Genomic DNA, 25,024 nt, shown 5'->3' on the forward strand with positions numbered 1-25,024 from the left:
AGGTGAGAACACATGACAATAACAGCGCCAGTTTCAAGGCAGGATGTGACTGCTTGTATTCTATGCTCACGCAATTGTGGATTGAGTGTAGAAATCGAAAACAATCAGTTCAAGAAAATCAAAGGGGATGATCAACATCCTTTTTCTCACGGGTATATTTGTCAAAAGGCGGCACGCTTACAGCATTACCAACAACATGCCGATCGTTTAACGTCGCCATTAAAACGTCAGGCGGATGGAACATTTAAGCAAGTCAGTTGGGAACAAGCGATTCAGGAGATTGCGGCTCAGCTTGTTCAGATTAGAAATACCTATGGTGGAACCGCATTTGCATCCGTTGGTGGTGGTGGGCAGGGCAATCACTTAGGCGCAGCCTATGGTCGTCAGTTGTTATATGCCATGAAAAGTTTTTATGCCTATAACTCATTGGCACAAGAAAAAACAGGTGATTTTTGGGTCAATGGTCGTTTGTTTGGTAGTCAAGCTTGTCATACCACCGAAGATGTTGAGCACGCAGATTATGTCTTGTTTATTGGAACCAATCCATTTCAGGCGCATGGTATTCCAAATGCACGAGATACTTTAAAACATATCAAGAAAGATCCTCATCGAACCATGGTGGTTTTTGATCCGAGGGTCACAGAAACAGCAAAGCAAGCCGATATTCATGTGCAATTAAAACCGGGATCAGATGCTTATTTGATGTCAGCGATGATCGCCATCATGTTGCGAGAGGACTTGTATGATCAACAGTTTATTCAACAGCATACGCATGGTTTTGATGAAGTAAAACAGGCATTTCTTGCCGTTCCGATCGAAGACTATATTCAAAAAGCAGATGTTTCAGTTGAACTGATTTATCAAATTGTACGTGATTTTGCTCAAGCTAAGCGTGGTTGTGTGCGGATTGATTTGGGGATTCAGCATACTTTAAATACCACCTTGAATGGTTATTTAGAGAAGCTTTTATATTTATTGGCAGGGCATTTTGGCAAACAAGGCACCAATAATCTACATACCATGTTTATCCCGATTTTGACCAATACCGATGAGCGTAATCCGAAATATCGCCGTACAGTCCATCATAAAATGTTTCCTATCTCTGGATTTTTCCCACCGAATATTTTGCCCGATGAGATTTTAAAAGCAGGTGAAAAACGTGTTCGGGCCGTATTTGTGGATAGCTGCAATCCCTTGCTGACTTATGCGGATACCTCAGCTTATGAGCAGGCTTTTCAGTCGCTTGATCTATTGGTTGTGGTGGATGTGGCAATGACTGAAACAGCACGTTTAGCGCATTATGTTTTGCCTGCACGTAGTCAATTTGAAAAGTGGGAATTTACGGGTTTTAATCTGGAATTTCCTAAAAATGGTTTTCATTTACGCCATCCACTTTTCCAAGCGAAAGGTAATACCTTAGCAGAAGCGGAAATTTATACGCGCTTACTAGAAGCAATGGGCGTCATGCCGAAACAGTTTCCTGTTCTGAGTAAAATTGCAGAAAAAGATTCGGCGAATACAGCTTATCTTGCTTATTTCGGTGCGCTTGGCGCGAGTTTTGCGAGAAATAAAAAGCTGATTCCCTTTGCTGCATCGATTGTATATCGCACTTTAGGCAAGACTTTGCCAAATGATGCTGCATCTACTGCGTTGCTACTTCCCTTATGTATGCAATATGCGGCTCAGCATTATAAAGCGGTTAAGCAAGCTGGATATGAAGGGAATCGACTTAATCTTGGGGTGAAGCTTTTCCAAACGATTCTAAAACAACGTTCTGGTGTGGTGTTGTCTCAACATGACTACGCAGATGTGTGGAATTTATTAGCATATAAAGATAAAAAAATTCGTTTGGTGATTCCTGAGATGTTTATCGAGTTAGCACAATTAAGACAGCGATCTTTGGCATTGACAGATGACTATCCCTTTATTTTGCTTGCAGGTGAGCGTCGCAGCTATAACGCCAATCAAATCTATCGTGACCCAGCATGGCGTAAAGTCGATGCAGAGGGACGTTTGAGAATGAATCCTCAAGATGCATTGAAGTTTGGGGTGGAAAATGGTCATTCGCTGCAATGTATTTCTGAACATGGGCAGATTCAAGTCACTGTCGAGCTTGATGAGGGGATGCGTAAAGGTGTAGTGTCATTACCACATGGTTATGGTTTGCGTTATGGTGGCAGTGAGCCTATCGGTCCTCAGCTTAATCGCCTGACGTCTGGTCAGCATTGTGATCCACTGTCCAAGACACCATATCATAAGTATGTACCTGTGCGTTTGGAAGGCTTGATTGCTTAGAATTGATTTGATCCTTATCGAGTGGTTGCACTATATTCTTACATATGGAATAAAATATGGCTTGAAATGGTGCAAAAAGATATAAACAAAAATACTGAGGACAGCATGTATTTTTGTTTATAGGTTGAAAGCGTTGCTTGTTTGATTAAATAAACAACGTAAGGTCCAAAGATGATTAAGGATTGGAATAATTATTGCTTTAATAAAAGACAATTCACTGTGATGAGTAAAGCAAGGATGCACAGAACTTGTGCTAAACCCAGTAAAAAGATTCACAATATGAGTGCATATAATGAAGCATGAGAAAGATGACACGACCTTATTACCGATCTTAAAGGATCAGTATGGTCGTATTAAACGGAAGTTGCGGATTTCCGTGACGGATCGTTGCAACTTCAAATGTATTTATTGTATGCCTGAACATCCTGAATGGATAAAAAAACAAGATTTACTCAGTTTTGAAGCTTTACTGGTTTTCTGCCAGTATATGGTTAAACAAGGCATTGAAAATATTCGTATTACCGGTGGTGAACCTTTGATGCGTCAGGGTGTCGTACATTTTATTCGTGATCTGCAAAGTTTAAGAGCTTTGGGCTTGAAGCGTATTTCTATGACCACCAACGCGCATTATCTTGCAAAATATGCTGAACAGCTTAAACAGGCTGGTTTAGACGACTTAAATATTAGTCTTGATAGTTTGGATGCAAATCAATTTAAGCAACTCACAAAAAAAGAACTTGCCCCTGTTTTAAATGGCATTGAAGCAGCAAAAAAATCTGGACTTCCATTTAAAATCAATTGTGTATTGATGAAAGGTCAAAATGATGACCAAATCTTGCCGATGGTGAAATGGGCAAAACAACACGATATTCCATTACGTTTTATTGAGTTTATGCCTTTGGATGGTGATCAGCATTGGAGCAATCAAGCGGTTGTCAGTGAGGCGGAAATTCTTGAACAACTTAAACCACATTATGATATTCAGCCCATTCAGCAACACCATGAACCTGCTCGTCAATATCAACTTGATGGGCAATACTGTATTGGTATCATTTCGACCATTACTCATTCATTTTGTGGTGAATGTGATCGGATTCGATTAACTGCACAGGGTGAGTTATATAACTGTCTTTTTGCGCAACAAGGTTTAAATATTAAACCTTATTTGTTCGATGTAGTTCGACAGTTGGGGCAAGAGAAAGTGATTGATTTCCAACAGCTTGATTTACAAATAAAACCTTATATTTGGAATAAAGCAAAAGGTTATCATGCGATACAACATCAACAAGCACGTAAAATTAGTATGCACATGCTTGGTGGTTAGAGAGAAAAGTGGTCTGGAGAAAACATGCAAACCATTGAGATTAAAATAGAGGCCTTTGGCGCAATAGAACGGTTATTACCGAAAGCGCTGACATTTGAGTTTTCTGCCGATCAAATGGTTAAAGATGTACTTGCGCATTTGGTATCGCTTTATCCTGAGTCTGCAACAGCAATGGAAAAATGCGCTTGTGCCATTGGTGAAGATATTGTGGCTCGACAAACAGCATTGCATTCTTCATGTACATTAGTGCTGTTATCACCAGTAGCAGGAGGATAAAAATGCGTGAATTTGCTAGGGTTCAAGAGCAAGCTCTAATTTTAGATTGTTTCGATCCAATTCAAAGCTTTCCTGAATGTGGTGGCATTGATATTTTTATCGGTACAGTGCGGAATCATCACGAAGGAAAAGCTGTCAAGGCGTTAAAATACACCTCGTATACACCTGTTGCTGAAAAGATGATCCGTGAGATTGAACAGCAAATTAAAGATAAGTATCAGGTTTCTTATGTGCGTGTCATGCACCGCATTGGCTATTTGGATGTCAGTGAAACCGCGATTATTGCCATCGCTTATGCGGCACACCGCCGTGAAGCATTTCAGGCGTGTGAAGAAGCGGTTGAGCGTGTCAAGCATGAGGTGCCGATCTGGAAAGAAGAATTCTTTATGGATGGAACCAGCCAATACGTTGAAGGCTGCTGTATTCGTAAGGATACGACTGAACCACGACTACATATCCATGAACATAAACATTGTGCACATGATTAATGTATTAGATTCAACGTGAAATTGGATACTCGGAAACGTCATCCGCAACCTGCGTGGTATTAAATAATAGAAAGCTGTGAGTTGGATAGATAATATGAGATTAATGCAAGAAGTAGTCAGGTTTTGCGGATGACAATGCCTTTGCTTACTTTGGGCGAAACCAAAGTAAGGCGAGCCGCAGGCTTATCCTAAAAATATGATGAGGACTCGACAAGACTCCGTTTTGTATAAAATTTAAAAGGTAGAATGAATGAAAAATGTTGGGATGAAGCCCGAAAGTTATCGTGTAGCAGAAGCACAAGCAATTTTATATGCACCCGCACATTGTATTCAGCTATTGCGTGATGGAAATACTGAAAAAGGCGATGCTTTAAAAACAGCGCGTATTGCAGGTATCTTGGCAGCAAAACGTACAGATGAACTCATTCCACTTTGTCATCCTTTACCGATCTACCGTGCTGATGTTGACTATGATTTAAAAGATGATCATGTGGTGATCTTAACGACAGTTGAAACCATTGGGCCAACTGGTGTTGAAATGGAGGCTTTAACCGCAGCGAGTTTAGCTGGATTAACTATTTACGATATGTTGAAGCCACATTGTGAGCCTGACGAACTGTGTTTAGATCAATGCAAATTGCTCAAGAAAAAAGGCGGTAAGTCCCACTTTAAACGTACCTTGCGTCAGCCAGTTTCTGCCGCTGTGATTGTTCTTTCTGATACGGTTGCAGCAGGACGTAAGCCTGATACTGCGGGGAAATCTGTCGTTGATACCTTAACCGAAGCTGGTTTTGATCCGATTCATTATCAGATTTTGCCTGATGAGTCTGATCAACTTAAAGATTTGGTGTTAGAGCTGACCAAGTCTTGTGCATGCATTATGACCGTTGGTGGTACAGGGATTGGGACGCGTGATATTACGGTTGATACACTTGAGCCATTATTAGAAAGAAAACTGGATGGACTAATGGAAGCAGCACGTTCCTTTGGTCAAAAACGGACACCATATGCGGCAATATCACGTGGGGTTGCGGGTTTTATTGATCGTTCATTGATCGTGACTTTACCGGGCAGCCGTGGTGGTGCAAGTGAATCTATGGCCGCGATTCTGCCAGCTTTAGTTCATATTTTTGATGTTTGTCGAGATTTACCGCATCCAGGAGGATATGAATAATGTCAGGATGTGGTGCTGAAAAAGGTCTAATCAGTATTGATGAGGCATTACAACTGATACAGACACAGCCTAAAGTACTTGCGACAGAGATATTGCCCTTAGGACAATGTCTCAATCGTTATTTAGCCAAAGCCGTCTATTCAGAAGTGAATCTGCCTAGCTTTTCCCAAAGCGCGGTCGATGGTTATGCATTGAATACCGCGCTTGAACAGCTTCAAGATGTTTGTTTTGAGCTAAAGGGTGAAATTAAAGCTGGAAGTGTATCTGATCGCCCATTGCTGCAAGGGCAATCGATTCGAATTTTTACTGGTGGTAAAATACCAGAAGGCACTACACATGTGGCACGACAAGAAATTGTGCTTGTTGAATCTGATTCTAAGATTCGTCTAGCTGAACACATTAGACCGCAAGCAGATATTCGTTTTACCGGTGAAGAAGTTCAGCAAGGACAACAATTAGCTGATATTGGACAGAAAATTAATATTGGTGCACTTGCAGCGCTCAGTATGGCTGGTGTGCAAAGCATAGAGGTTTTTTGTGTACCCAAAATTGCTATGGTCATTACTGGGGATGAGGTTGCGGAAACACCAGAGGATTTACAGGTAGGCAAAGTTTTTGATGCCAATGGTCCACTTTTAAAAGCATGGTTTAAAGACTATGGACTAGATGTTGAGATTCTACATATTGTCGATGAAGCAGAACAAGTTACACAATGTTTTGAAGGGCTAAAACAACAGTATGATGTGATTATTAGCACTGGAGGGGTTTCTGTTGGAGATTATGATTTTGTTCGTCCGTGTGCATTTGAAACGGGATTTGAGCAAGTCTTTTGGAAAGTGAAACAAAAACCGGGTAAACCACTATTTTTTGCAGAATATAAGCCAGTAGAGCGTGATGGTCATCATTGTTATTTACTTGGATTACCAGGCAATCCAGCCGCCGTATATGTAGCAATGCAAATTTATGGTAAAACCTTGTTAGATGCACTACAAAATCAAGATCAGCCATTACCGTGGTTTAGCGCTATTCTGACGCATGAACTTAAATCTGATGCTCGTGAACGTTTTTTGCGCATGCATGCTTACTTTGAGCAAGGACAACTTAAATTGCAAAGCTTAGCGAAACAACAATCGCATATGCTGAGTAATCTTATGCAGGCGAATTGTTTAGTGCGTATTCCCGCCAATATTAAAATGGAAGCAGGACAGCAGGTGTCAGGATTATTTATTCATAATTAGGATTTAAGAAATTTCTGTAACTTGTTGTTTTTTGCTCTTTTAGCTAAGTGCCAATATTGCATCTGATAGAGGAGATCGTTTAGTGTATATTTTATATTGTTTAGTTTCTAAGCATTACGGTTCAAGACAAGGTTCAATGTCTTTTTAAAAACGTTAAAATAATGATTAGGTGATAATAATGAAATGGGATGAGATAGGCGATCAGCCATGTTCAGTGGCGAGAACACTTTCCGTACTTGGCGATCGTTGGACGATGTTGATCTTACGCAATGCGTTTATGGGGGTGCGTCGTTTTGACGATTTCCAACGTAGCCTAGGTTTAACTAGACATGTGCTTTCTGAGCGATTAAAGCGTTTGGTTGAACATGGTATTTTGACTAAAGTTCCTTATGTGGAGCGGCAGGAGCGTTTTGAATACCGACTGACAGACAAAGGCTTAGATCTCTATCCGATTATCTTGTCGATGGTACAATGGGCGGATAAGTGGATGGATATGGGGTTTGGTCAGCCGATTGAGTTTACTCACAAGGCGTGTGGAAAGAAAATGATCCCTAAAGTGGTCTGTTCAGAATGTGATGAATCGATTCATGTTCAAGATGTACGCGCTACCGCTGGTCCGGGTTATTTTGCATTTATGCAGCAAAAACAAAAAAGTGCATGATTTACAATTTTTGTTGTTCTATTTCATGTTGAATTGCTTGGGATAGAACATCGAAAATTTTCGGGTCTAAAGATTGAGCCACATTAAAGCGGATGAAGTTTTGATAATTTTGGCTTTGGCTAAATGCATTTCCTGGCGCCAAAATCACACCCTGTTCAAGACATGTTTTGGCAATACGGGTGGTGTCTAAATCATCTGCTAATTTGCACCATAGAAAAATCCCTGCTTGTGGCTTAACCCACGGTTTTATTCCGAGTAGCTCTAATTGCTTTATGGTTGAATCCATCGCTTTTGACAAACGTACTTTTAATTCGTCTAAATACTTTCGATAATTTCCATCTGTTAATGCTGCGTATAAAATCTCGGCTGATAACTGATTTCCACCAAAGCAGGTTGCGATTTTTATATCGGTTAAATCCTCAATCCACTCAGGTTTAGTGGCGAGATATCCTGTTCGAACAGAACCAGACATGGTTTTAGAAAAACTCCCAATATGGATCACACTTGATAATCCATCGAGTGCAGCAAGTCGTGGCGCTGTGTGTAATTCCAAATCAGCAAAAATATCATCCTCGACCACAATCAAATTGGATTGTTCAACCAGCTTTAAAATTTGATAAGCCGTTGTAGCTGTTAACACTGCACCTGTAGGATTGTGAATCGCTGAATTGGTAATGTATAAACGTGGGTTATACGTTTTAATCGCGTGAGAAAATGCCTCTACATCAGGACCTGTTGCTGTATATGGCACACCCACAATGTGTATTTGATGAACTTTAAGCAGAGCATGAAAATTAAAATAACACGGGTCATCTACGAGGACCACGTCATTGGGTTTTAAAAAATAACGACAAATTAAGTCAATCGCTTGTGTGCCAGAATCAGTAAGCAAAATTTGATTTGGCGATGCTTCGATTCCTTTGGATAAAATCCTACGGGATAGCAGTTCGCGTAATGCAGGTAGACCAAGCGGAGTAGAATAATCGGTCAGGATTTTTGCATTGGCTTTTGATATTTTTCGGATCGCTTTGCGTATATTTTCATGGGGCATCCAATCATCGGGTAGCCAACCACATCCCGGTTTTAAAACCTCATGGTTTGCTTCTAGCGCTTGTCGTGAAATCCATAAAGGATCAATGTTTCGATCTATCTTCGGATGAATTTCAGAAATAGATAATGGTGCGAGAGGGCCAGAAACAAAATAGCCTGAACCTGTTTTGGCCTCAATTAAACCTTGTGCAGCAAGGCGTTCATAGGCTTCGACAATCGTAGAAATTGACAAAGTCAGTCGATCAGCTAAAGCACGTACAGAGGGTAATCTTGAGCCGGGCATCAACGAGCGATTTTTAATTTGCTCATGAACATGCTGTATAACGAAATCAATTTTTGTTGTTCTCATCTATTCGTGCTCTAACTGTACTGGTGTTATATGCAATACAGTTATTTAAAATTGTACTGTATTGTGTGTGGTATATAAACCATATCACAGTTTAAATTCTCCATATAGATGTGGAGAGAATAAATGAAGTTTTTAAGCGGTGGTTGGATCAATGGGTTGATTGGTGTCATTATTTTTGCTGGTTCTTTACCTGCAACGCGTGTTGCTGTTATGGATTTTAGCCCTACATTCTTAACCGCTGCAAGGGCTGCTATCGCAGGTATTTTAGGACTCATTTTAATTCTGCTATCTCGTCAAAAATTACCTGATAGAAAAGACTGGATGCCGTTATTGTATGTTGCGATTGGTGTTGTCGTCGGTTTTCCACTTTTTACAGCTCTAGCATTACAATATGTCAGTGCTGCACATAGCATCGTTTTTATTGGGTTATTACCGTTAGCTACCGCTATTTTCGGTGTGTTACGAGGCGGCGAGCGCCCTAATTTTGCATTCTGGTTATTTGCTATCTTAGGCGCTACGCTTGTGTTTGCTTATATGCTAATTCAAACCCAAAGTTGGTCATTCAACTATGGTGACATTTTTATGTTATTGGCCATCCTACTATGTGGATTTGGATATGCTGAGGGTGGCAAGTTGTCAAAGCATTTAGGTGGTTGGCAAGTGATATGTTGGGCGCTCACTTTAACCTTACCGATGATGCTGGTCATTTCATATTGGTCTATGCCAGTCAGCTTTGAGCACATTTCATGGTCTGCAACGTTGGGCTTAGCTTATGTCTCTATTTTTAGTATGCTCATCGGTTTCTTTTTTTGGTACAAAGGTTTGGCCCTTGGTGGTATTGCAACAGTCGGACAGTTACAGTTATTACAACCCATATTTGGGTTGGCGATTGCCGCTGTTGTCTTACATGAACAGGTGAGTATGACGATGTTTGCAGTGACTATCGCTGTCATTGCTTGTGTGACGTGTGCCAAAAAGTTTGCTTGAGCTTACATCATTACAAGCAATTTGCAGGTTTAGGCACACCAGCCAAACGACTTAAATGACGGGCGACTAAACCTGTATTAAAGCGCTGTTGTAGTTCGGCATTATTGATTTCAGGGCTGACTGTTTTCATTAAAAATTTAATCAATGGACGAGTTGCTGGTGAGTGCCCAAATTGTTGATAGAACTGACGTACTGCATTGAGCACTTCAAAATGCCATGCTGTTAATTCCAAATCTAAAGATTTAGCCAACTCATGAGCAACCTTTTGATTCCAAATCGTATAATCAATTAAATGACCATCTTGGTCTAATGCTAATTGCATAAAATAGCCTAAGTAAATTTAAATTAGAAAATGCTTTATTTCAAAGTAATACAACGATCAAACTGGACGATTAAATCAGCGAATTGAGCGTATTCGATAATTTTTACATGATCTTTAACTTCATCATTTAACAAGCTTTGTTCACTACTTAAACAATAAAGATTAGAAAAAGTATCTATGATGTTTTGAGATACTTGTAGGGCTGCATCACCCATGATCACAATCGGGTCATCAGCCTGAGCTATTTGACGCAATTCACGCCATATCTTGTCGAGTTGAGAATAGGGTGATTGAATTAAAAATAGAGTGGTATTTTTCATCGTATGACTCCCTACCAGTACAACACATGATCAAATGATTGAATGAACTGTGGATTGAGTTCAATAAATTCGATCTCTTGTTCAGAGTTCTGAACCACACTCAGTTGTTGATTTTTTGTTTCGATCAGAATAGGAGTTAAATCGTAAAATTCAAAACTTTCGACCATATTTGATGCGACTTTAAAAGCATGCTTGAGTTGGTCAAATGCCAACTGATGGTTCAATAAGCTTAGTGCAGCATCCTTTAATAAAATTTTGACAGGAATACCAAAGGTTGCTAAAACCATAGTTGCAGATAAACTTTCATTGACCTGCAAACTGGTTAAATTGGGCTGCGTTAGGATGACGAGTACAGATTTCACACAATTTACCTTTTAAAAGCAACACTCTATTAAAGAACTTAAATTAAAATTGAATTAGACGAGAACAACCTTGCACTGCGTCCGCAAGCTCACCTAGCCCAACAAGCTCAAACCCTTGAGCGAGATTGTGATGTTGAAGTGAATGGCGTTTTGCATTACTCGCATCAGTAATTCCCCGAGCAAGGGCAGCACTGACACAGACAGGGAGTCGAATGCCGAGTTTTTGCCATTCTTGTTTTAGATTGCGTTGATCATCAGGAAACCACTGTAAATCGTTCGCAACCTGAACGCCGTCTTGGTAAAAGAAGACACGAATTTCTTCATGCTTATTTTTTAATGCTTGTGCCAAACCAAACGCGTGCCAAGCCATTACTGAAGTTGGCGCAGAAGTAATTAGCAGTAGTGTACTCATTGAATATTCACTATGGTCATATAGGCGAAATGAAGGTGGGCATAATTAAAAAGAAGGTAATTATACAATGATTTTGGTCACAGGTGGTTTAGGCTTTATCGGTTCACATATTGCTTTGAGTTTATTGGCTCAAGGGAAAGAAATAGTTATTGTTGACAATTTAGCTAATTCTACCTTACAGACCTTAGAGCGTTTGGAATATATTTCAGGTATGTATATTCCATTTGTAAAGTTAGATGTGCGTAATACACCCGCTTTAAATAAAGTATTCGAACAATATTCAATAGATACCGTTATTCATGCAGCAAGTTTTAAATCTCTCGAAGAATCTGCTTTGAAACCACTTGAATACTATAATGATAATGTCAGTTGTATCATGAGCCTATTGCGTGCAATGCAACGGATGGGTGTTCGGCAATTATTGAATTTATCTAGCCTCGCTGTTTACGGAAAATCGCATCCAAACCTATCTGAAGATACAGAATTCAATTATCGCTCTGCCAATCCTTATATTCGAACCCAACAAATCGTTGAAGATATTATCGCCGATACTTATAAAGTTGATCACGAATGGAAAATAGTCAATTTTCGTTTATCTAATATTGTTGGTGCATTTGAGCATGGGGTATTGGGAGAGTATGTTACGCAACTTCCAAAAAATATTGTGCCGCTCGCTTTACAAGTTGCAGCCTTGCAAAGAGATTGTATTGAGTTGCAAAATCAAGCTGAAACAGAAGATCACACGGTAGAGCGTAGTTTCTTACATGTGTTGGATGCTTGTGATGCGGTATTGATGACGATGAATTGGTTAGAAACTCAGAGCCATTGCTTAGAGTCTTTCAATATCGCTCATTCACAGCTGACTTCTATTCAAAGCTTATTGGATGAAATAGCCAAAGTTACGCAAGCTGAGGTTCGTACACAACCTGCGGTTTATCAAAATCAAGAGTTGGCTCAACTAGGCGCAAATATTGATAAGGCGAAGAATGTACTGAATTGGGAACCAAAACGGTCTTTAACCCAAATGCTTGAAGATGAATGGCGATTTTATCTCAATACCTTGAAAGGTAATTAGATTAATGATTCTTATTTACATCAATAGGCTGTTTGATGATAATGATGAGGGTTGTCGGATATTGATATAGATATTCTACAACTTAGCTAGCCAAAGCATCTATTTGCTTCAGCCCGTGAAAATTTTAACCAAATAGATCAGAGGTTGATGATATGCAAATGCGAACTGAACACGATACCATGGGCGAAATTGAAGTTCCCAATGAAGCTTTATGGGGTGCGCAAACGCAAAGAAGTTTACAGAACTTTAAGATTGGTCAAGAGCGCTTACCACGAGCCATGATTCGTGCAATGGGGCTTGTGAAAAAAGCAGCAGCCATAACCAATGCTGAATTGAAGCAACTTCCTGAAGATTTAAGTCAATATATCGTTGGTGCTGCTGAAGAAGTGATTGCTGGACAATGGGATGCTCAATTTCCTTTGGTGGTGTGGCAAACAGGTTCAGGTACGCAAAGCAATATGAATTGTAATGAAGTCATTGCAAATATCGCCAATCAGAAATTAGGACAAGCACTCGGTGCACAAAAACCTGTGCATCCTAATGATCATGTCAATCGTGCCCAATCAACCAATGATTCTTTCCCAACGGCTATCCATGTTGCAGCAAGTCTTCAAATCAATGAGTTACTCATTCCAGCGGTTGAAAAACTTAAAGCGACCTTGCAGCATAAATCGGAAGAATTTGATGATATCGTCAAAATTGGTCGTACCCATTTACAAGATGCGACACCGTTGACTTTAGGGCAAGAGTTTAGTGGTTATGTGTCTCAGCTAGAACATGGTTTAAAACGGTTGCAGCAAGGGTTGTCGGGGCTTTACGAATTACCGTTAGGTGGTACGGCTGTAGGTACTGGATTGAATGCACATTCTGATTATGCAGAGAAAGCAGCAGAGCAGTTGGCTGAACTTACAGGTTTGCCATTCGTCACTGCACCAAATAAATTTGAAGCCTTGGCTGGGCGTGATGCAGCAGTATTTGCTTCAGGTGCATTAAAAACTTTAGCCGTGAGTTTAAATAAAATTGCCAATGATATTCGCTGGTTGGCAAGCGGTCCTCGTTGTGGTTTTGGTGAAATTCGTATTCCAGAAAATGAACCTGGCTCAAGTATTATGCCTGGTAAAGTGAATCCAACCCAAAGTGAAGCAATGACCATGGTGGTTGCTCAAGTATTGGGTAACGATACAACCATCAATGTGGCTGGTGCATCAGGTAACTTTGAGTTAAATGTATTTATGCCTGTGATTGCCTATAACTTATTGCAATCTATTCAACTACTCGGTGATGCATGTAATAGCTTCAACGATCACTGTGCAGTGGGTATCGAGCCAAATCGTGAGAAAATTGACTATTTCTTACATAATTCTTTGATGTTAGTCACGGCATTAAATCCTGTGATTGGCTATGAAAACTCAGCAAAAGTAGCTAAAACGGCTTATAAGGAAGATAAAACTTTAAAACAAGTTGCAGTTGAGCTTGGATTAGTAACAGCCGAGCAATTTGATGAAGTGGTTAAACCTGAAAATATGGTTTCACCAAACAGTAAGTCGTGATTTTATTTTAAATATAAGTCTTCCCATTTATGGGAGGACTTTTTTATGAGTGGTTTTTATAAAGTGAACTGCGTACAATATTGGTTTGATTGACTAGACCATTGTTTTACTATGCTTAATATTTATTTAACAGATACTCAAACTCATATTCAATATTCTGGTCTGTCTCATGAAAACCCTGTTAAGTTTCTGTTGAATTTAAAGAAAATATTTCCAAGCACGGTTGATTTATTGTTGCCAGTATTGCCCGATGATAACGATTTAGAAAACCTGACGTGGGAAGCCAATTCAAAAGATTTTGAAATTTTTAAAAAGTTATTGGAAGGTTGGGGTGTCATCGAACTACGTTTAAGTGCTATTACCACGTATAAAGATAAAGATTTTGCAAATGAGCTGGTGAAGAAAGCCCAAACTCAACGTAAGCGGATTTCACAAAAACAAGCTCAATTGTCATTACTTGCTTTGGACTATGTCTTGATGCATGAGATTCATGCGTTGATTGATGCAGAATTGGTGATGATCGGTGAAAAATTCTATTTACCGACGTTACGTGAGCAATGGAAAGGACAGTTTTCTGAGCAAATTTTGCAATGTAAATTTTAATGACGAAAAGCAGACTTTGAGTCTGCTTTTTTATTGCTGTGGATTAATACATCAGAATAAATTTCCATCTACAAACAATTACAAGATTTTTGTATCTGAATTTTTAAACGGTATATATATTGCTTATAAGGATATAAATATTATTGCGGGAGAGAAGTTCTTCAATGAACTCGCCGAAGGAGCAACGACCCCGGAAACTCTCAGGCAGAAGGACTGTAATAATAGACATACAATCTGGAGAGCAGTGTTCAATTTGTAGAAACATAGACATAATTTTTTCTTCTACGAAAAACACTCACCGAAGGGGAAGGCTCAATGATTAATTGGTAATCATCTGCCAAAACTCTCAGGTACCATGACAGATGGGGCTATGCATTAAGAAATGTTATGCATTTCTAGGAGTTTGCTATGCCACATGTTGTTGTAATTGGTGCGGGGATTACGGGTGTAACGTCTGCTTATGAACTCATTAAGTTGGGCTATGAGGTGACGGTGATAGATCGCCACCTATTTCCAGCAATGGAAACATCCTTTGCCAATGGTGGACAGTTGTCCGCCTGTAATGCTGAAGTATGGAATCAAAAAGCAACCGTACTGAAAGGTATGAAATGGATGGGCAAAAAAGATGCACCATTATTGCTCAATCCATCTTTTAGTGCACACAAATATCGTTGGTTGATCGAGTTTTTGACCCATATTAAAAATTATAAAGCCAATACCATTGAGACTGTGCGTTTGGCTTTGTTGGCGAGACAACGTTTATTTGAAATTGCTGAGAAAGAGAGCATTTCTTTTGATTTAGAAAAACGTGGTATTTTACATATGTATCACACCAAAGAAGACTTTGAAATCGCAAAAAAAGTGAACGACGTTTTGGTAGAAGGTAAACTTGAACGTAATGCGATTACACCTGAGGAAATGAAAGCAATTGAGCCTAATTTAACAGGTGATTATTTTGGTGGATACTACACATCTGGTGATGCAACAGGGGATATTCATAAATATTCTGTGGGTTTGGCAGAAAAAACACAGCAGTATGGTGCGAAATATCGCTTTGGTTTAGATGTGGTTGATGTCAAATGTTTGCAAGATAAAGTGATTATTCAGTGTAAAAACAGTTCGGAGAATATGAATCCAGAATCTGATGAGAAAACAGAAATTGAAGCAGACTTGGTGGTTGTTTGTGGTGGCGTAGGTAGCTATCAATTGGCGGATCTGCTTGGAGATAGTGTCAATGTTTATCCAGTAAAAGGTTATTCAATTACAGTGCAACTGAACGACGAGCGCAGTGTAAAGAATGCACCTTGGGTCAGCTTATTGGACGAAAGTGCAAAAATTGTAACCTCACGATTAGGTACTGATCGTTTTCGGGTCGCTGGAACAGCAGAGTTCAATGGTTATAACCGTGATATCCGTGCTGATCGTATCCAGCCTTTGATTAATTGGGTCAATCAGAACTTTGATATTTCAACGGAGCATGTCGTGCCTTGGGCGGGCTTACGTCCGATGATGCCGAATATGTTGCCAGTGGTGAGACAAGGTAAGCAATCACGCGTTTTCTATAATACAGGGCACGGTCATCTGGGTTGGACATTATCCGCGGCTACAGCGGTCTTGATTAGCCAAGAAATTGCTCAGAAGTTTCCAAGCTAAGTGTTTTTCGGAAGCCGATGGAAACATCGGCTTCTTATTGATTATGTTGATGTATCAGTCATACAAACGATAAATGCCTGTAAAGCGTTCACAACCTTTTTGCTCTGTTTTTATAATCAATAAAGCTCGCTGAAAATCAAACTGATATTGGCACTTTTTCTCGTTATCGATGATCAAATTTTTCTCATTGGGGGTACTATAAGCAAGTAATGATAGGGTTTGTGTCTCCAAACGATTGTTGGGACTTCGATAGGCAATCCCTTCAATTTTAAGTTTGTCTTTGTCTAGCTGATGAATTTGTAAATGAACAGGTTGCGATGCAAGTTTGCCATGTTCATATTTTAGATAATGTTGGGTGAGTGTTTGATTCATTGAGGTATAAAAATTCAAATCATCAAGACGAGCATCGAATTGCTGTTGAAAACATGTTTTAGATTTACATTTTCGTATATGGCTTAGCCATAACTTTTGAGTATCGTGTAAAAGCTGTACGGGTGCATCCGTAACCAGATACGCAGTTAAAAATTTATCGTTGAGTTTTAGTCGTTGCTCATCATATTGTTTTGAGCATATGATTTTGAGATCAGCGTTGCTACGAGAGCAATCGATCGATTCGGCAAATGTATATGTTGAGCATAAACAACCCAATGTGATGATATAACCCGCTTTCTTTAATTGATTTCTTACAATGTTCAACAGCATAATCACTTATACTTTCAGTCTAATTTGCTCAACGTACTATAGCGAAATAGAAAGCCTGAATACAAGATTTGTTCAGTATATTGTAAAAGGAAAATCATATGGTTGCTCAAATTCGTATTGGACAAGGGATAGATGTACATGCTTTTGAAGAAGGTGACTTTGTTACTTTAGCGGGTGTTCAAATTCCTCATACACATGGTCTAAAAGCACATTCAGATGGTGACGTGGTCTTACACGCATTGAGCGATGCGCTATTGGGAGCATTGGCATTGGGTGATATTGGACAGCATTTCCCTGATACTGATCCCGAATATAAAGGGGCGGATAGTCGTGTGTTGCTGAAGCATGTTTATCAGCTCATTTTGGATCGGGGTTATCATTTAAACAATGCCGATATCACAGTCGCTTGTGAGCGTCCGAAACTTGCTAAATATAATTTGGAAATGCGTCAAAGTATTGCAGATGTGCTTGATGTCGATGTCACACAGATTAGTATTAAAGCCACAACAACCGAAAAACTAGGTTTTACTGGTCGTCAAGAAGGAATCTTGGCAACAGCAACCGTATTGGTTTCACATCAAGCGAAATGATCGGTGTTGATTAATGCTTGTTGTAATTCTTGAGTTGCTTTACGACCTTGAAGTTGTAAAGCAATACTGTGGATTAAACCAGTCCACGTTTCATTTGGTTCCCAAATTTGGTGTAACAGTTCTTGGGCCGTAGGTAAGTCAACATTCATATAGAACTGACGGTACAGATACATTAGGCTGCTCACACGCATATTTTTAGCGCAGTGTAACCAAATGACTTCATTCTGAACTAAATGATCAATAAGGTCTAAAACAAAAAGACATTGTTCTGAACAAGGCATATCCCAATCAATTGGAATGTGAATATAATTTAGTCCAAGGTCTAAGCAAATTTGATCTTGTTTGGATAAATGATTCTCGGATTTGCTTGTCGCAAGATTAATGACGGTACTGCAACCATACTCTTTGATCTGCTGTAATTGTTCCGCTGTTGGTTGAGCAGAGCTAAACAAATGCTCATGCACCACAGAGAAACTTGGTATTTCAGATAAAGCTTGCTCAAGTGTTGTCATAAGGTCCGCTGTGTCGTCATTGAAGTTCTCGTGTGAAGAGAAACTTATTCTAAAGGGCTTGGCTTACTATAAGTGTTTTTATTTCAGTGTTCAATTTATAAGGTACAAATAAAAAATTATAAGGCACAAATAAAAACAGCATCATTTGATGCTGTTTTTATTTAATCACTTAGTCTTTTTTCAAATTCTCGTTTAGTAAGAACTCCATCAATGCTTTTTGAGCATGTAAACGGTTTTCTGCTTCATCCCAAACAACGGCATTTTTATGATCAAGCATATTTTCAGAAATTTCTTCACCGCGGTGCGCTGGTAGGCAGTGCATAAATAAGCAATCAGGGTGAGCCAAGTCCATGAGTTTTTCATTGACCTGAAAATCAGCAAATGCTTGCTCTCGAAGTTTTTGCTCTTCTTCTTGTCCCATGCTTGCCCATACATCGGTGACGATAAGATCAGCATTCACCGCAGCATCTTCTGCTGTGTTGAAAACTTCAACACAGTCAGCAAATTCAGCCAAGAATTTAGCTTGTGGTTCATAGCCTTCAGGCGCGGCAATTTTGAGTTTAAAGCCCATCATGTGTGCAGCTTCAATATATGAATTACACATATTGTTGCCATCACCAATCCACGCAACGGTTTTGCCTTCGATACTACCGCGATGTTCTTGATAGGTTTGTAAATCCGCAAGCAATTGGCAAGGGTGGTGATCATCAGTTAGTCCATTGATCACAGGAACTTTGGAGTAAGACGCAAAACGTTCCACAATGTCATGACCAAATGTACGGATCATTACGATATCAAGCATACTTGAAATGACACGAGCAGAATCTTCGATTGGTTCGCCACGGCCCAATTGTGTATCGCGTGGAGAAAGGAAAATGGCATTACCACCAAACTGGTCGATACCAGCTTCAAAAGAAATACGTGTACGTGTACTCGATTTCTCAAAAATCATTCCCAAAACTTTACCAACAAAAGGTTGATATACCGTATTGCTATGTTGCATACGCTTAAGTTCATGCGCGCGATCTAAAATGCGTTGCAGTTCCAAAGAAGATAGGTCACGTAAAGTTAGAAAATGCCGAAGCGCCATAGTTACTCCCACAATAATTATTGAATAAAAACAATAACTAGTTGCTCTTTATTGGGTGGTGAATAAAAAAGAATTGACTACTATACTATAGGTCTAAAAAAATGCAAAAGAATTAGACCTTTTGATGAGCTTTTAAGAATAGCTCTACAGAATAATCAATATAATCAAATATTTCACTATCATCCTCTGGGACATTGAGCCCCATTAAAATTCGCCACTCGACATCGCGTAAAATCCCAAAATACATCGTGGCAGAAAAATGCGGTTGTGAACAAAAAATCTCATTGTTTGAGTGTGCTTGTTCGAGCGCGAAAGCAATCGTATTTTGAATATTAGAGGCACATTTATCATAAAAATAATTTGCTAACTGCACATCTTTTTGAGATTGCTCAGTGAACATACGCATAAAGGCAATATTTTCGGGGAGGATGATATGTTGGTAAAAACGCTGTAGTGTTTTGTTTAAATAGTTTCTTAAGCTAATTTTCTCTGGGGCGTAAGGTAAACAGACCCCATTAAAAAAAACTTCTCTGCGGTAATCACAAATAGCGGTAAAAAGCCCTTCTTTGTTGCCAAAATATTTATAGATGGAGGTCTTGGAGCCGCCCGCATGATTGACAATGTCATCCAAAGAAACAGCGTCATACCCTTTTTCAAGAAAAAAATCGGTAGCACAGAGTAATAAGGCTAGACGACGTTCTTGACCGCGACGGGTTTGAGGCTTTTCACAATTTGGGTAACAAATATCAGTCATTGTATTCGGTACTTATATGTAGGGTAATACCCATTATAGCAAAAACCATACGCGTTGTATGGTGATCTCTTTCGAGTCTATTCAAAACATCTTGCAGCGCAAAAAAGCGAGCCCATAAATGACTCGCTTCTTTGTTGGCTATATTTAACCACTAGGCTGGGCGAGTTTCATCTTCTTCATCTTCCTCAGTCGAATCCATTCCTAGCTCTTTGAGCTTACGGGTGAGCGTGTTACGGCCCCAACCTAATAGCTCAGCGGCATGGCGTTTACGACCGCGTGTTTGTTGTAATGCAGCAGTGATCAGGGTACGTTCAAACATTGGAGTGGCGATATCAAGAAGCTTCATTTCACCATTTTTGAGTTTTTGAATGGCCCATTGAGCCAACAACTCATCCCAATGATGAATAGCCACTCGGTCAACTAATGTTGGATGAGCGGTAGAAGTGGCGGATGTTGTGTCACTTGATATTTTCTGTACAGAAACTTGTTTGAGTTCCGCGGGTAGATCTTCTGGATAAACCTCACGACCTGTAATCATGACAGTCAGCCAGCGACACGTATTTTCTAATTGACGTACATTTCCTGGCCAAGGCAGTTGTTGCATATAGTCAGTTGTTTCAGTACGTAAGATTTTTGGACTTACGCCTAACTCTTTACCTGCACGTGCTAAGAAGTGCTGCGCCAGCATTGGGATATCTTCGCTGCGATGTGCAAGTTTTGGAATATGAATACGGATGACATTAAGACGGTGGTACAAATCCTCACGGAATCGACCTTCATTGACCAACTTTTCCAAATCTTGATGGGTTGCAGCAACAATTCGGACATCAACTTTAACAGGAATATGACCGCCTACACGGTAGAACTCACCATCTGCTAACACACGAAGTAAACGAGTTTGTGTTTCAAATGGCATGTCACCGATTTCATCTAAGAATAGTGTTCCGCCATTGGCTTGTTCAAAACGACCTTGATGTTGGGTGTTGGCACCAGTAAATGCACCTTTTTCATGCCCAAACAATTCGGTTTCAATCAAATCCTTTGGAATTGCAGCCATGTTTAGTGCAATAAAAGGTTTGGCACGACGTGGTGAGTGTTTATGCAAAGCGTGAGCAACCAGTTCTTTTCCTGTTCCTGATTCACCATTAATCAATACGGTAATGTGTGATTGTGATAAACGTCCAATCGCACGAAATACTTCCTGCATAGCAGGTGATTCACCAATAATTTCTGTTGAATGAATAGGCGTAGCAGTTTTGGTGGCTTCTTGCTGTTGTAATTTATTGATATGCAAAATAGCCCGATTGACCAGCGCCAATGCTTCATCAATATCAAATGGTTTTGGCAAATATTCAAAAGCACCCGTTTGATAACTCGACACAGCAGATTCTAAGTCAGAATGAGCGGTCATAATGATCACAGGTAGATCGGGATGGGTATTCTTAACTTTAGATAGAAAAGTTAAACCATCAATACCTGGCATACGAATATCAGTCAGAATGACATCTGGTGCATCATCATGTAGCCGTTCCAGTGCTGTTTGTGCCTCTTCAAAATTGGTAACGTCAAAACCTTCTTCTTTAAAAGTTTTTTCGAGTACCCAACGCATGGCACGATCGTCATCTATTACCCAAATTTTATTTCGTGACACGGTCTGACTCCCAAGGTAAATATAAGCTAAATATGGTTTTTCCAGAAACGGATTGACATTCGATCATTCCGTTATGTTGATGCATGATGTTTTGTGCAATGCTAAGACCTAGACCGGTACCTTTAGCCCGTCCAGTGACGAGCGGGTAAAATACAGACTCTAAAATACTTTCAGGTACGCCTGGTCCATTGTCTTCAATATCGATACGAACGGTTGAGCGATGAAGAGAACCATTAATAGTGACTAAACGTTGTATACGCGTTCGTAAAATGAGTTCAGGTTCTGATTCTACAAAAAAATCTTTATTTTCAGTCATGGCTTGCACGGCATTGACACTAATGTTGAGCATAACTTGAATCAATTGGTCACGATCCGCCATGACATCGGGTAGAGAGAGATCGTAGTCACGTGTGATTTTAATCTTCTTCTTGGTTTGATTTGTGATCAGGGATCGAACGCGCTCTAATGGCTCATGCACATTGACATGTTCATAGCTTGGCAATTGGCGTGAACCGAGCATGGTGTCTGCTAAATTGGTGAGTCGATCAACTTCACTAATGATAATGTCTGTAAATTCGCCATAGCGATCATCGTTTAAGCTACGTGCGAGTAGTTGGGTCGCACCACGAATGCCCGCCAAAGGATTTTTGATTTCATGCGCCACGCCACGAACCAGTTGCCGAGCAACTTGATGTTGTTGAACTAAGTTTTCTTCTTTGGAAATCTTCAACATACGATCAATTGGATTGAGTTCGATGAGTAATAATGGAGAATTGTTTTTCCCCATATTAAGTTGTGAAACTGTGTAATCAACGTGAATTGATTTAAAACTCACGTTGATTACAGCTTCACGACGCGTGTAGTGTTGTCCGCTTTTTAATGTCTTTAATAAGGCTTCATGTGTATTAAATGAATCATCGTGAGCATGCAATAAATTCAAGACTGGTTGGCTTGAGGCACGAAACAGACTGATATCAAATAATGCTTCACAAGCAGAATTCAAATAAAAAATATTAAGCTGACTATCGACCAATAAAATGGCAGTTGTTAGATTATCTACTAAGAGTCGATAGTCGATAGTGGTGTGTTGATCCATTTGTGAATCGTCCTGTTTTAAAATGGCGCAATAAATATCAATTTGAATGAATAGCCATTAACTTCTTAAATGTACTTCATGCAAAATTCACGCCAACTTTGTATTTGCTAAATATCAATGGTTTATTCATGAAGTGATCTATTTATACGGTATTTTTCACATACAGCGGTTTAATTTAATATCTTATCATGTTCCAAAATGGTGCGATGTTGGATTTTAATTAAAAGATTGGTTGTATTTTGGTGCATTACACAAAGAGATGTTTTTGTAGCTATGCGTAAGCCAAGAAAAGTCATACAATACGCCGATTCAAGTGGAGCGCAGATTCATGAAGACCCCCAAAGTCGGTTTTGTATCTTTAGGTTGTCCTAAGGCATTGGTAGATTCTGAACGAATTTTAACTCAGTTAAAGACTGAAGGTTATCAAGTTGCATCAGATTATGACGGTGCAGATTTGGTTGTTGTTAATACCTGTGGTTTTATTGAATCTGCAGTACAAGAGTCTTTAGACGCGATTGGCGAGGCCATGAGCGAAAATGGTAGAGTTATCGTAACAGGTTGTTTAGGTAAAGACGAAGATAAAATTCGCCAAATGCACCCAAATGTTCTCAAAGTCACAGGTGCGGCAGCATATCAAGATGTTATGGAAGCAGTACATGAATATGTACCAGCACCACCAAAGCACAACCCATTTGTCGATTTGGTTCCAGAGCAAGGTGTTCGTTTAACACCAAAGCATTATGCGTATTTAAAAATATCAGAAGGCTGCAACCATCGTTGTACGTTTTGCATCATTCCAAGTATGCGTGGAGATCTGGTTTCCCGTCCTGTTGGTTCGGTCTTGGAAGAAGCGGCTGCGTTGAAACGCGCAGGTGTAAAAGAAGTCTTGGTGATTTCTCAAGATACTTCTGCTTATGGATTAGATACTAAATATAAGTTGGACTTCTGGAATGGCCAGCCCGTAAAAACCAAATTCTATGATATGTGTGAAGCACTCGGTCAACTGGGTATTTGGGTACGCTTACATTATGTTTACCCATATCCACATGTTGATGCAGTCATCGATCTTATGGCCCAAGGTAAAATCTTGCCATATTTAGATATTCCTTTTCAGCATGCCAGTCCGCGCATCTTAAAATTGATGAAGCGACCAGCACATAGTGAAAATACTTTAGAGCGCCTTAAATTGTGGCGTGAAAAATGCCCTGATTTGGTGATTCGTTCAACTTTTGTGGTTGGCTTTCCAGGTGAAACAGAAGAAGACTTCCAAACTTTATTGGATTGGTTAAAAGAAGCTAAACTTGATCGTGTCGGTTGCTTTACCTATTCACCTGTAGAGGGTGCAACAGCCAATGATCTTCCTGATCATGTTCCTGAAGAAATTAAACAACAACGTTATGAACGCTTTATGGAAGTTCAGCAAGAAATTTCAGCAGCAAAGTTGCAAAAACGTATTGGTCAAACCATGACCGTGCTGGTTGATCATTTAGAAGACGAGTTTCCAGTTGCTGTCGCACGTTCATACGCAGATGCGCCAGAAATTGATGGTAATGTTTTTGTTGAAGATATTGATAAGAGCGTGATCAAAGCAGGGGCTTTGCTTGAAGTCGAAATTACTGATGCGGATGAATATGATTTATTTGCAAAGTTGATTCAGATTAAATCTGCTTGATATTGAATTAAATAGTAAAATTTTTTGAAATTGTTCGGTTTGGAGTAAAAGTATGTCGACTTCTAAGAATCCGCGTTATGCACGTATCTTGCTCAAGCTTTCTGGTGAGGCTTTAGCGGGAAATAAAGATATGGGCATTGATGCCCAAGTACTCGATCAAATGTCATTATCGATTGCGCATTTAGTTGGTTTGGGCGTGCAGGTAGGTATCGTCGTTGGTGGTGGTAACTTATATCGTGGTAGCCAATTACAAAAAGATGGTTTGGTTGGGCGTGTTACTGGTGACCAAATGGGAATGTTGGCAACTGTCATGAACGGTTTGGCGATGCGTGACGCATTGGTACGTCGTAATATTAAAACTCGTTTAATGTCGGCATTACAGATCGGTACCGTGGTTGAGTCATATTCTAGCCGTGATGCGATTCGCCATTTAAGCCAAGGCGAAGTATGCGTATTTGTTGCAGGCACAGGTAACCCATTTTTTACGACGGATACCGCAGCTTGTTTACGTGGCATTGAGATCGAATCGAACTTGATTCTTAAAGCGACTAAGGTTGATGGTGTTTATAACAAAGACCCAAGCAAATATGATGATGCCGTTAAATACGATCACTTAACTTTCGATCAAATCCTTGATGAGAAATTGGGTGTTATGGATTTGACTGCGATTTGCTTATGTCGTGACCACAATGTTCCACTACAAGTATTCGATATGAATAAATCTGGTGCATTACTTTCGGTCGTTATGGGTGAAAAAGAAGGTACTCACGTCACCAACTAATATACGTGACGCATAAAGCTCTTTATACTACGCATAA

General features: G+C 39.7%; 26 protein-coding genes and 1 riboswitch. Of the genes, 15 read left to right on the forward strand and 11 right to left on the reverse strand.

Going from position 1 to position 25,024, the window contains the following annotated elements; all coding sequences use genetic code 11:
- Window positions 1-12: 12 nt before the first annotated feature.
- The 7 genes from MMP72_RS00150 (at window position 13) to MMP72_RS00180 (ending at window position 7,456) form a co-directional block, all read left to right on the forward strand.
- Window positions 13-2,295: a molybdopterin-dependent oxidoreductase gene (locus MMP72_RS00150; RefSeq protein ID WP_241313660.1), complete on the forward strand. Its 2,283-nt coding sequence runs from the start codon at window positions 13-15 to the stop codon at window positions 2,293-2,295.
- A 292-nt stretch (window positions 2,296-2,587) separates the two neighbouring features.
- The gene (gene moaA / locus MMP72_RS00155) at window positions 2,588-3,619 is read left to right on the forward strand and encodes a GTP 3',8-cyclase MoaA (RefSeq protein WP_241313661.1); all 1,032 of its coding nucleotides are present in this window, start codon (window positions 2,588-2,590) and stop codon (window positions 3,617-3,619) included.
- Window positions 3,620-3,643: 24 nt separating this feature from the next.
- Window positions 3,644-3,895, forward strand: coding sequence for a MoaD/ThiS family protein (locus MMP72_RS00160; RefSeq protein WP_241313662.1), 252 nt, complete (start codon window positions 3,644-3,646; stop codon window positions 3,893-3,895).
- Between the two features lie 2 nt (window positions 3,896-3,897).
- Window positions 3,898-4,383, forward strand: a complete 486-nt coding sequence (locus MMP72_RS00165; protein WP_241313663.1) for a molybdenum cofactor biosynthesis protein MoaE — start codon at window positions 3,898-3,900, stop codon at window positions 4,381-4,383.
- 250 nt (window positions 4,384-4,633) lie between these two features.
- Window positions 4,634-5,557: a bifunctional molybdenum cofactor biosynthesis protein MoaC/MoaB gene (moaCB, locus tag MMP72_RS00170; protein ID WP_241313664.1), complete on the forward strand. Its 924-nt coding sequence runs from the start codon at window positions 4,634-4,636 to the stop codon at window positions 5,555-5,557.
- Entirely contained in the window at window positions 5,557-6,795 is a 1,239-nt protein-coding gene (locus MMP72_RS00175; RefSeq protein WP_241313665.1) for a molybdopterin molybdotransferase MoeA, read from the forward strand. The genes moaCB and MMP72_RS00175 overlap by 1 nt, the downstream gene beginning before the upstream one ends.
- Window positions 6,796-6,973: 178 nt before the next feature.
- Window positions 6,974-7,456: a helix-turn-helix domain-containing protein gene (locus tag MMP72_RS00180; protein WP_241313666.1), complete on the forward strand. Its 483-nt coding sequence runs from the start codon at window positions 6,974-6,976 to the stop codon at window positions 7,454-7,456.
- 1 nt (window position 7,457) lies between these two features.
- Here the strand turns inward: MMP72_RS00180 and MMP72_RS00185 are convergent, their stop codons facing one another.
- Window positions 7,458-8,855: a PLP-dependent aminotransferase family protein gene (locus tag MMP72_RS00185; protein ID WP_241313667.1), complete on the reverse strand. Its 1,398-nt coding sequence runs from the start codon at window positions 8,853-8,855 to the stop codon at window positions 7,458-7,460.
- A 123-nt stretch (window positions 8,856-8,978) separates the two neighbouring features.
- Between MMP72_RS00185 and MMP72_RS00190 the strand changes: the two genes are divergently transcribed.
- Complete coding sequence (locus MMP72_RS00190; RefSeq protein ID WP_241313668.1) at window positions 8,979-9,842, forward strand: DMT family transporter; 864 nt, start codon at window positions 8,979-8,981, stop codon at window positions 9,840-9,842.
- 10 nt (window positions 9,843-9,852) lie between these two features.
- Here MMP72_RS00190 and MMP72_RS00195 read toward each other — a convergent pair whose 3' ends face one another.
- From MMP72_RS00195 to tusD, 4 genes are read right to left on the reverse strand one after another with little or no spacing between them, the layout of a single operon-like run.
- Complete coding sequence (locus MMP72_RS00195) at window positions 9,853-10,164, reverse strand: TusE/DsrC/DsvC family sulfur relay protein (protein WP_241313669.1); 312 nt, start codon at window positions 10,162-10,164, stop codon at window positions 9,853-9,855.
- Window positions 10,165-10,199: 35 nt separating this feature from the next.
- The gene (locus MMP72_RS00200; protein ID WP_241313670.1) at window positions 10,200-10,484 is read right to left on the reverse strand and encodes a hypothetical protein; all 285 of its coding nucleotides are present in this window, start codon (window positions 10,482-10,484) and stop codon (window positions 10,200-10,202) included.
- Between the two features lie 11 nt (window positions 10,485-10,495).
- The gene (locus MMP72_RS00205; RefSeq protein ID WP_241313671.1) at window positions 10,496-10,846 is read right to left on the reverse strand and encodes a hypothetical protein; all 351 of its coding nucleotides are present in this window, start codon (window positions 10,844-10,846) and stop codon (window positions 10,496-10,498) included.
- 43 nt (window positions 10,847-10,889) lie between these two features.
- Window positions 10,890-11,258, reverse strand: coding sequence for a sulfurtransferase complex subunit TusD (gene tusD, locus MMP72_RS00210; protein ID WP_241313672.1), 369 nt, complete (start codon window positions 11,256-11,258; stop codon window positions 10,890-10,892).
- 67 nt (window positions 11,259-11,325) lie between these two features.
- Here tusD and MMP72_RS00215 point away from each other — a divergent pair, with 67 nt between their 5' ends.
- From MMP72_RS00215 to MMP72_RS00230, 4 genes are all read left to right on the forward strand, one after another.
- On the forward strand, window positions 11,326-12,333 hold the full coding sequence (locus MMP72_RS00215) for an SDR family NAD(P)-dependent oxidoreductase (RefSeq protein WP_241313673.1): 1,008 nt from the start codon (window positions 11,326-11,328) through the stop codon (window positions 12,331-12,333).
- Window positions 12,334-12,485: 152 nt separating this feature from the next.
- A complete protein-coding gene (gene fumC / locus MMP72_RS00220; protein ID WP_241313674.1) occupies window positions 12,486-13,883 on the forward strand; it encodes a class II fumarate hydratase in 1,398 nt (465 codons plus the stop codon).
- Window positions 13,884-13,994: 111 nt separating this feature from the next.
- Entirely contained in the window at window positions 13,995-14,486 is a 492-nt protein-coding gene (locus MMP72_RS00225; RefSeq protein ID WP_241313675.1) for a hypothetical protein, read from the forward strand.
- Window positions 14,487-14,622: 136 nt separating this feature from the next.
- Window positions 14,623-14,712: riboswitch (glycine riboswitch) on the forward strand.
- 182 nt (window positions 14,713-14,894) lie between these two features.
- Window positions 14,895-16,139, forward strand: a complete 1,245-nt coding sequence (locus MMP72_RS00230; protein ID WP_241313676.1) for a D-amino acid dehydrogenase — start codon at window positions 14,895-14,897, stop codon at window positions 16,137-16,139.
- Between the two features lie 54 nt (window positions 16,140-16,193).
- On the opposite strand, the gene MMP72_RS00235 is transcribed toward MMP72_RS00230, so the two are convergent.
- The gene (locus tag MMP72_RS00235) at window positions 16,194-16,841 is read right to left on the reverse strand and encodes a hypothetical protein (RefSeq protein WP_241313677.1); all 648 of its coding nucleotides are present in this window, start codon (window positions 16,839-16,841) and stop codon (window positions 16,194-16,196) included.
- Window positions 16,842-16,939: 98 nt separating this feature from the next.
- Here MMP72_RS00235 and ispF point away from each other — a divergent pair, with 98 nt between their 5' ends.
- Window positions 16,940-17,431: a 2-C-methyl-D-erythritol 2,4-cyclodiphosphate synthase gene (gene ispF / locus MMP72_RS00240; RefSeq protein ID WP_241313678.1), complete on the forward strand. Its 492-nt coding sequence runs from the start codon at window positions 16,940-16,942 to the stop codon at window positions 17,429-17,431.
- Here ispF and MMP72_RS00245 read toward each other — a convergent pair.
- The 5 genes from MMP72_RS00245 to glnL all read right to left on the reverse strand — a co-directional run bounded on the left by MMP72_RS00245 (window position 17,419) and on the right by glnL (window position 22,534).
- Window positions 17,419-17,943: a protein tyrosine phosphatase family protein gene (locus tag MMP72_RS00245; protein ID WP_241313679.1), complete on the reverse strand. Its 525-nt coding sequence runs from the start codon at window positions 17,941-17,943 to the stop codon at window positions 17,419-17,421. The genes ispF and MMP72_RS00245 overlap by 13 nt on opposite strands.
- A gap of 169 nt (window positions 17,944-18,112) precedes the next feature.
- The gene (gene argF / locus MMP72_RS00250) at window positions 18,113-19,033 is read right to left on the reverse strand and encodes an ornithine carbamoyltransferase (protein WP_241313680.1); all 921 of its coding nucleotides are present in this window, start codon (window positions 19,031-19,033) and stop codon (window positions 18,113-18,115) included.
- A 112-nt stretch (window positions 19,034-19,145) separates the two neighbouring features.
- Entirely contained in the window at window positions 19,146-19,787 is a 642-nt protein-coding gene (locus tag MMP72_RS00255; RefSeq protein WP_241313681.1) for a TetR/AcrR family transcriptional regulator, read from the reverse strand.
- Window positions 19,788-19,938: 151 nt separating this feature from the next.
- Window positions 19,939-21,438 carry a nitrogen regulation protein NR(I) gene (glnG, locus tag MMP72_RS00260; protein WP_241313683.1) on the reverse strand — a complete coding sequence of 500 codons (1,500 nt, stop codon included), beginning with the start codon at window positions 21,436-21,438 and terminating at the stop codon, window positions 19,939-19,941.
- A complete protein-coding gene (glnL, locus tag MMP72_RS00265; RefSeq protein WP_241313684.1) occupies window positions 21,425-22,534 on the reverse strand; it encodes a nitrogen regulation protein NR(II) in 1,110 nt (369 codons plus the stop codon). Before glnL ends, glnG begins: the two co-directional genes overlap by 14 nt.
- Window positions 22,535-22,862: 328 nt before the next feature.
- On the opposite strand from glnL, the gene rimO reads away from it, so the two are divergent.
- Window positions 22,863-24,206, forward strand: a complete 1,344-nt coding sequence (gene rimO, locus MMP72_RS00270; RefSeq protein ID WP_241313685.1) for a 30S ribosomal protein S12 methylthiotransferase RimO — start codon at window positions 22,863-22,865, stop codon at window positions 24,204-24,206.
- Between the two features lie 52 nt (window positions 24,207-24,258).
- On the forward strand, window positions 24,259-24,987 hold the full coding sequence (gene pyrH, locus MMP72_RS00275; protein ID WP_241313686.1) for a UMP kinase: 729 nt from the start codon (window positions 24,259-24,261) through the stop codon (window positions 24,985-24,987).
- The last annotated feature ends 37 nt before the right edge of the window (window positions 24,988-25,024 follow it).

Origin of the sequence: Acinetobacter sp. NIPH 2699, from assembly GCF_022549355.1 — a bacterium.
Lineage (GTDB): Bacteria > Pseudomonadota > Gammaproteobacteria > Pseudomonadales > Moraxellaceae > Acinetobacter.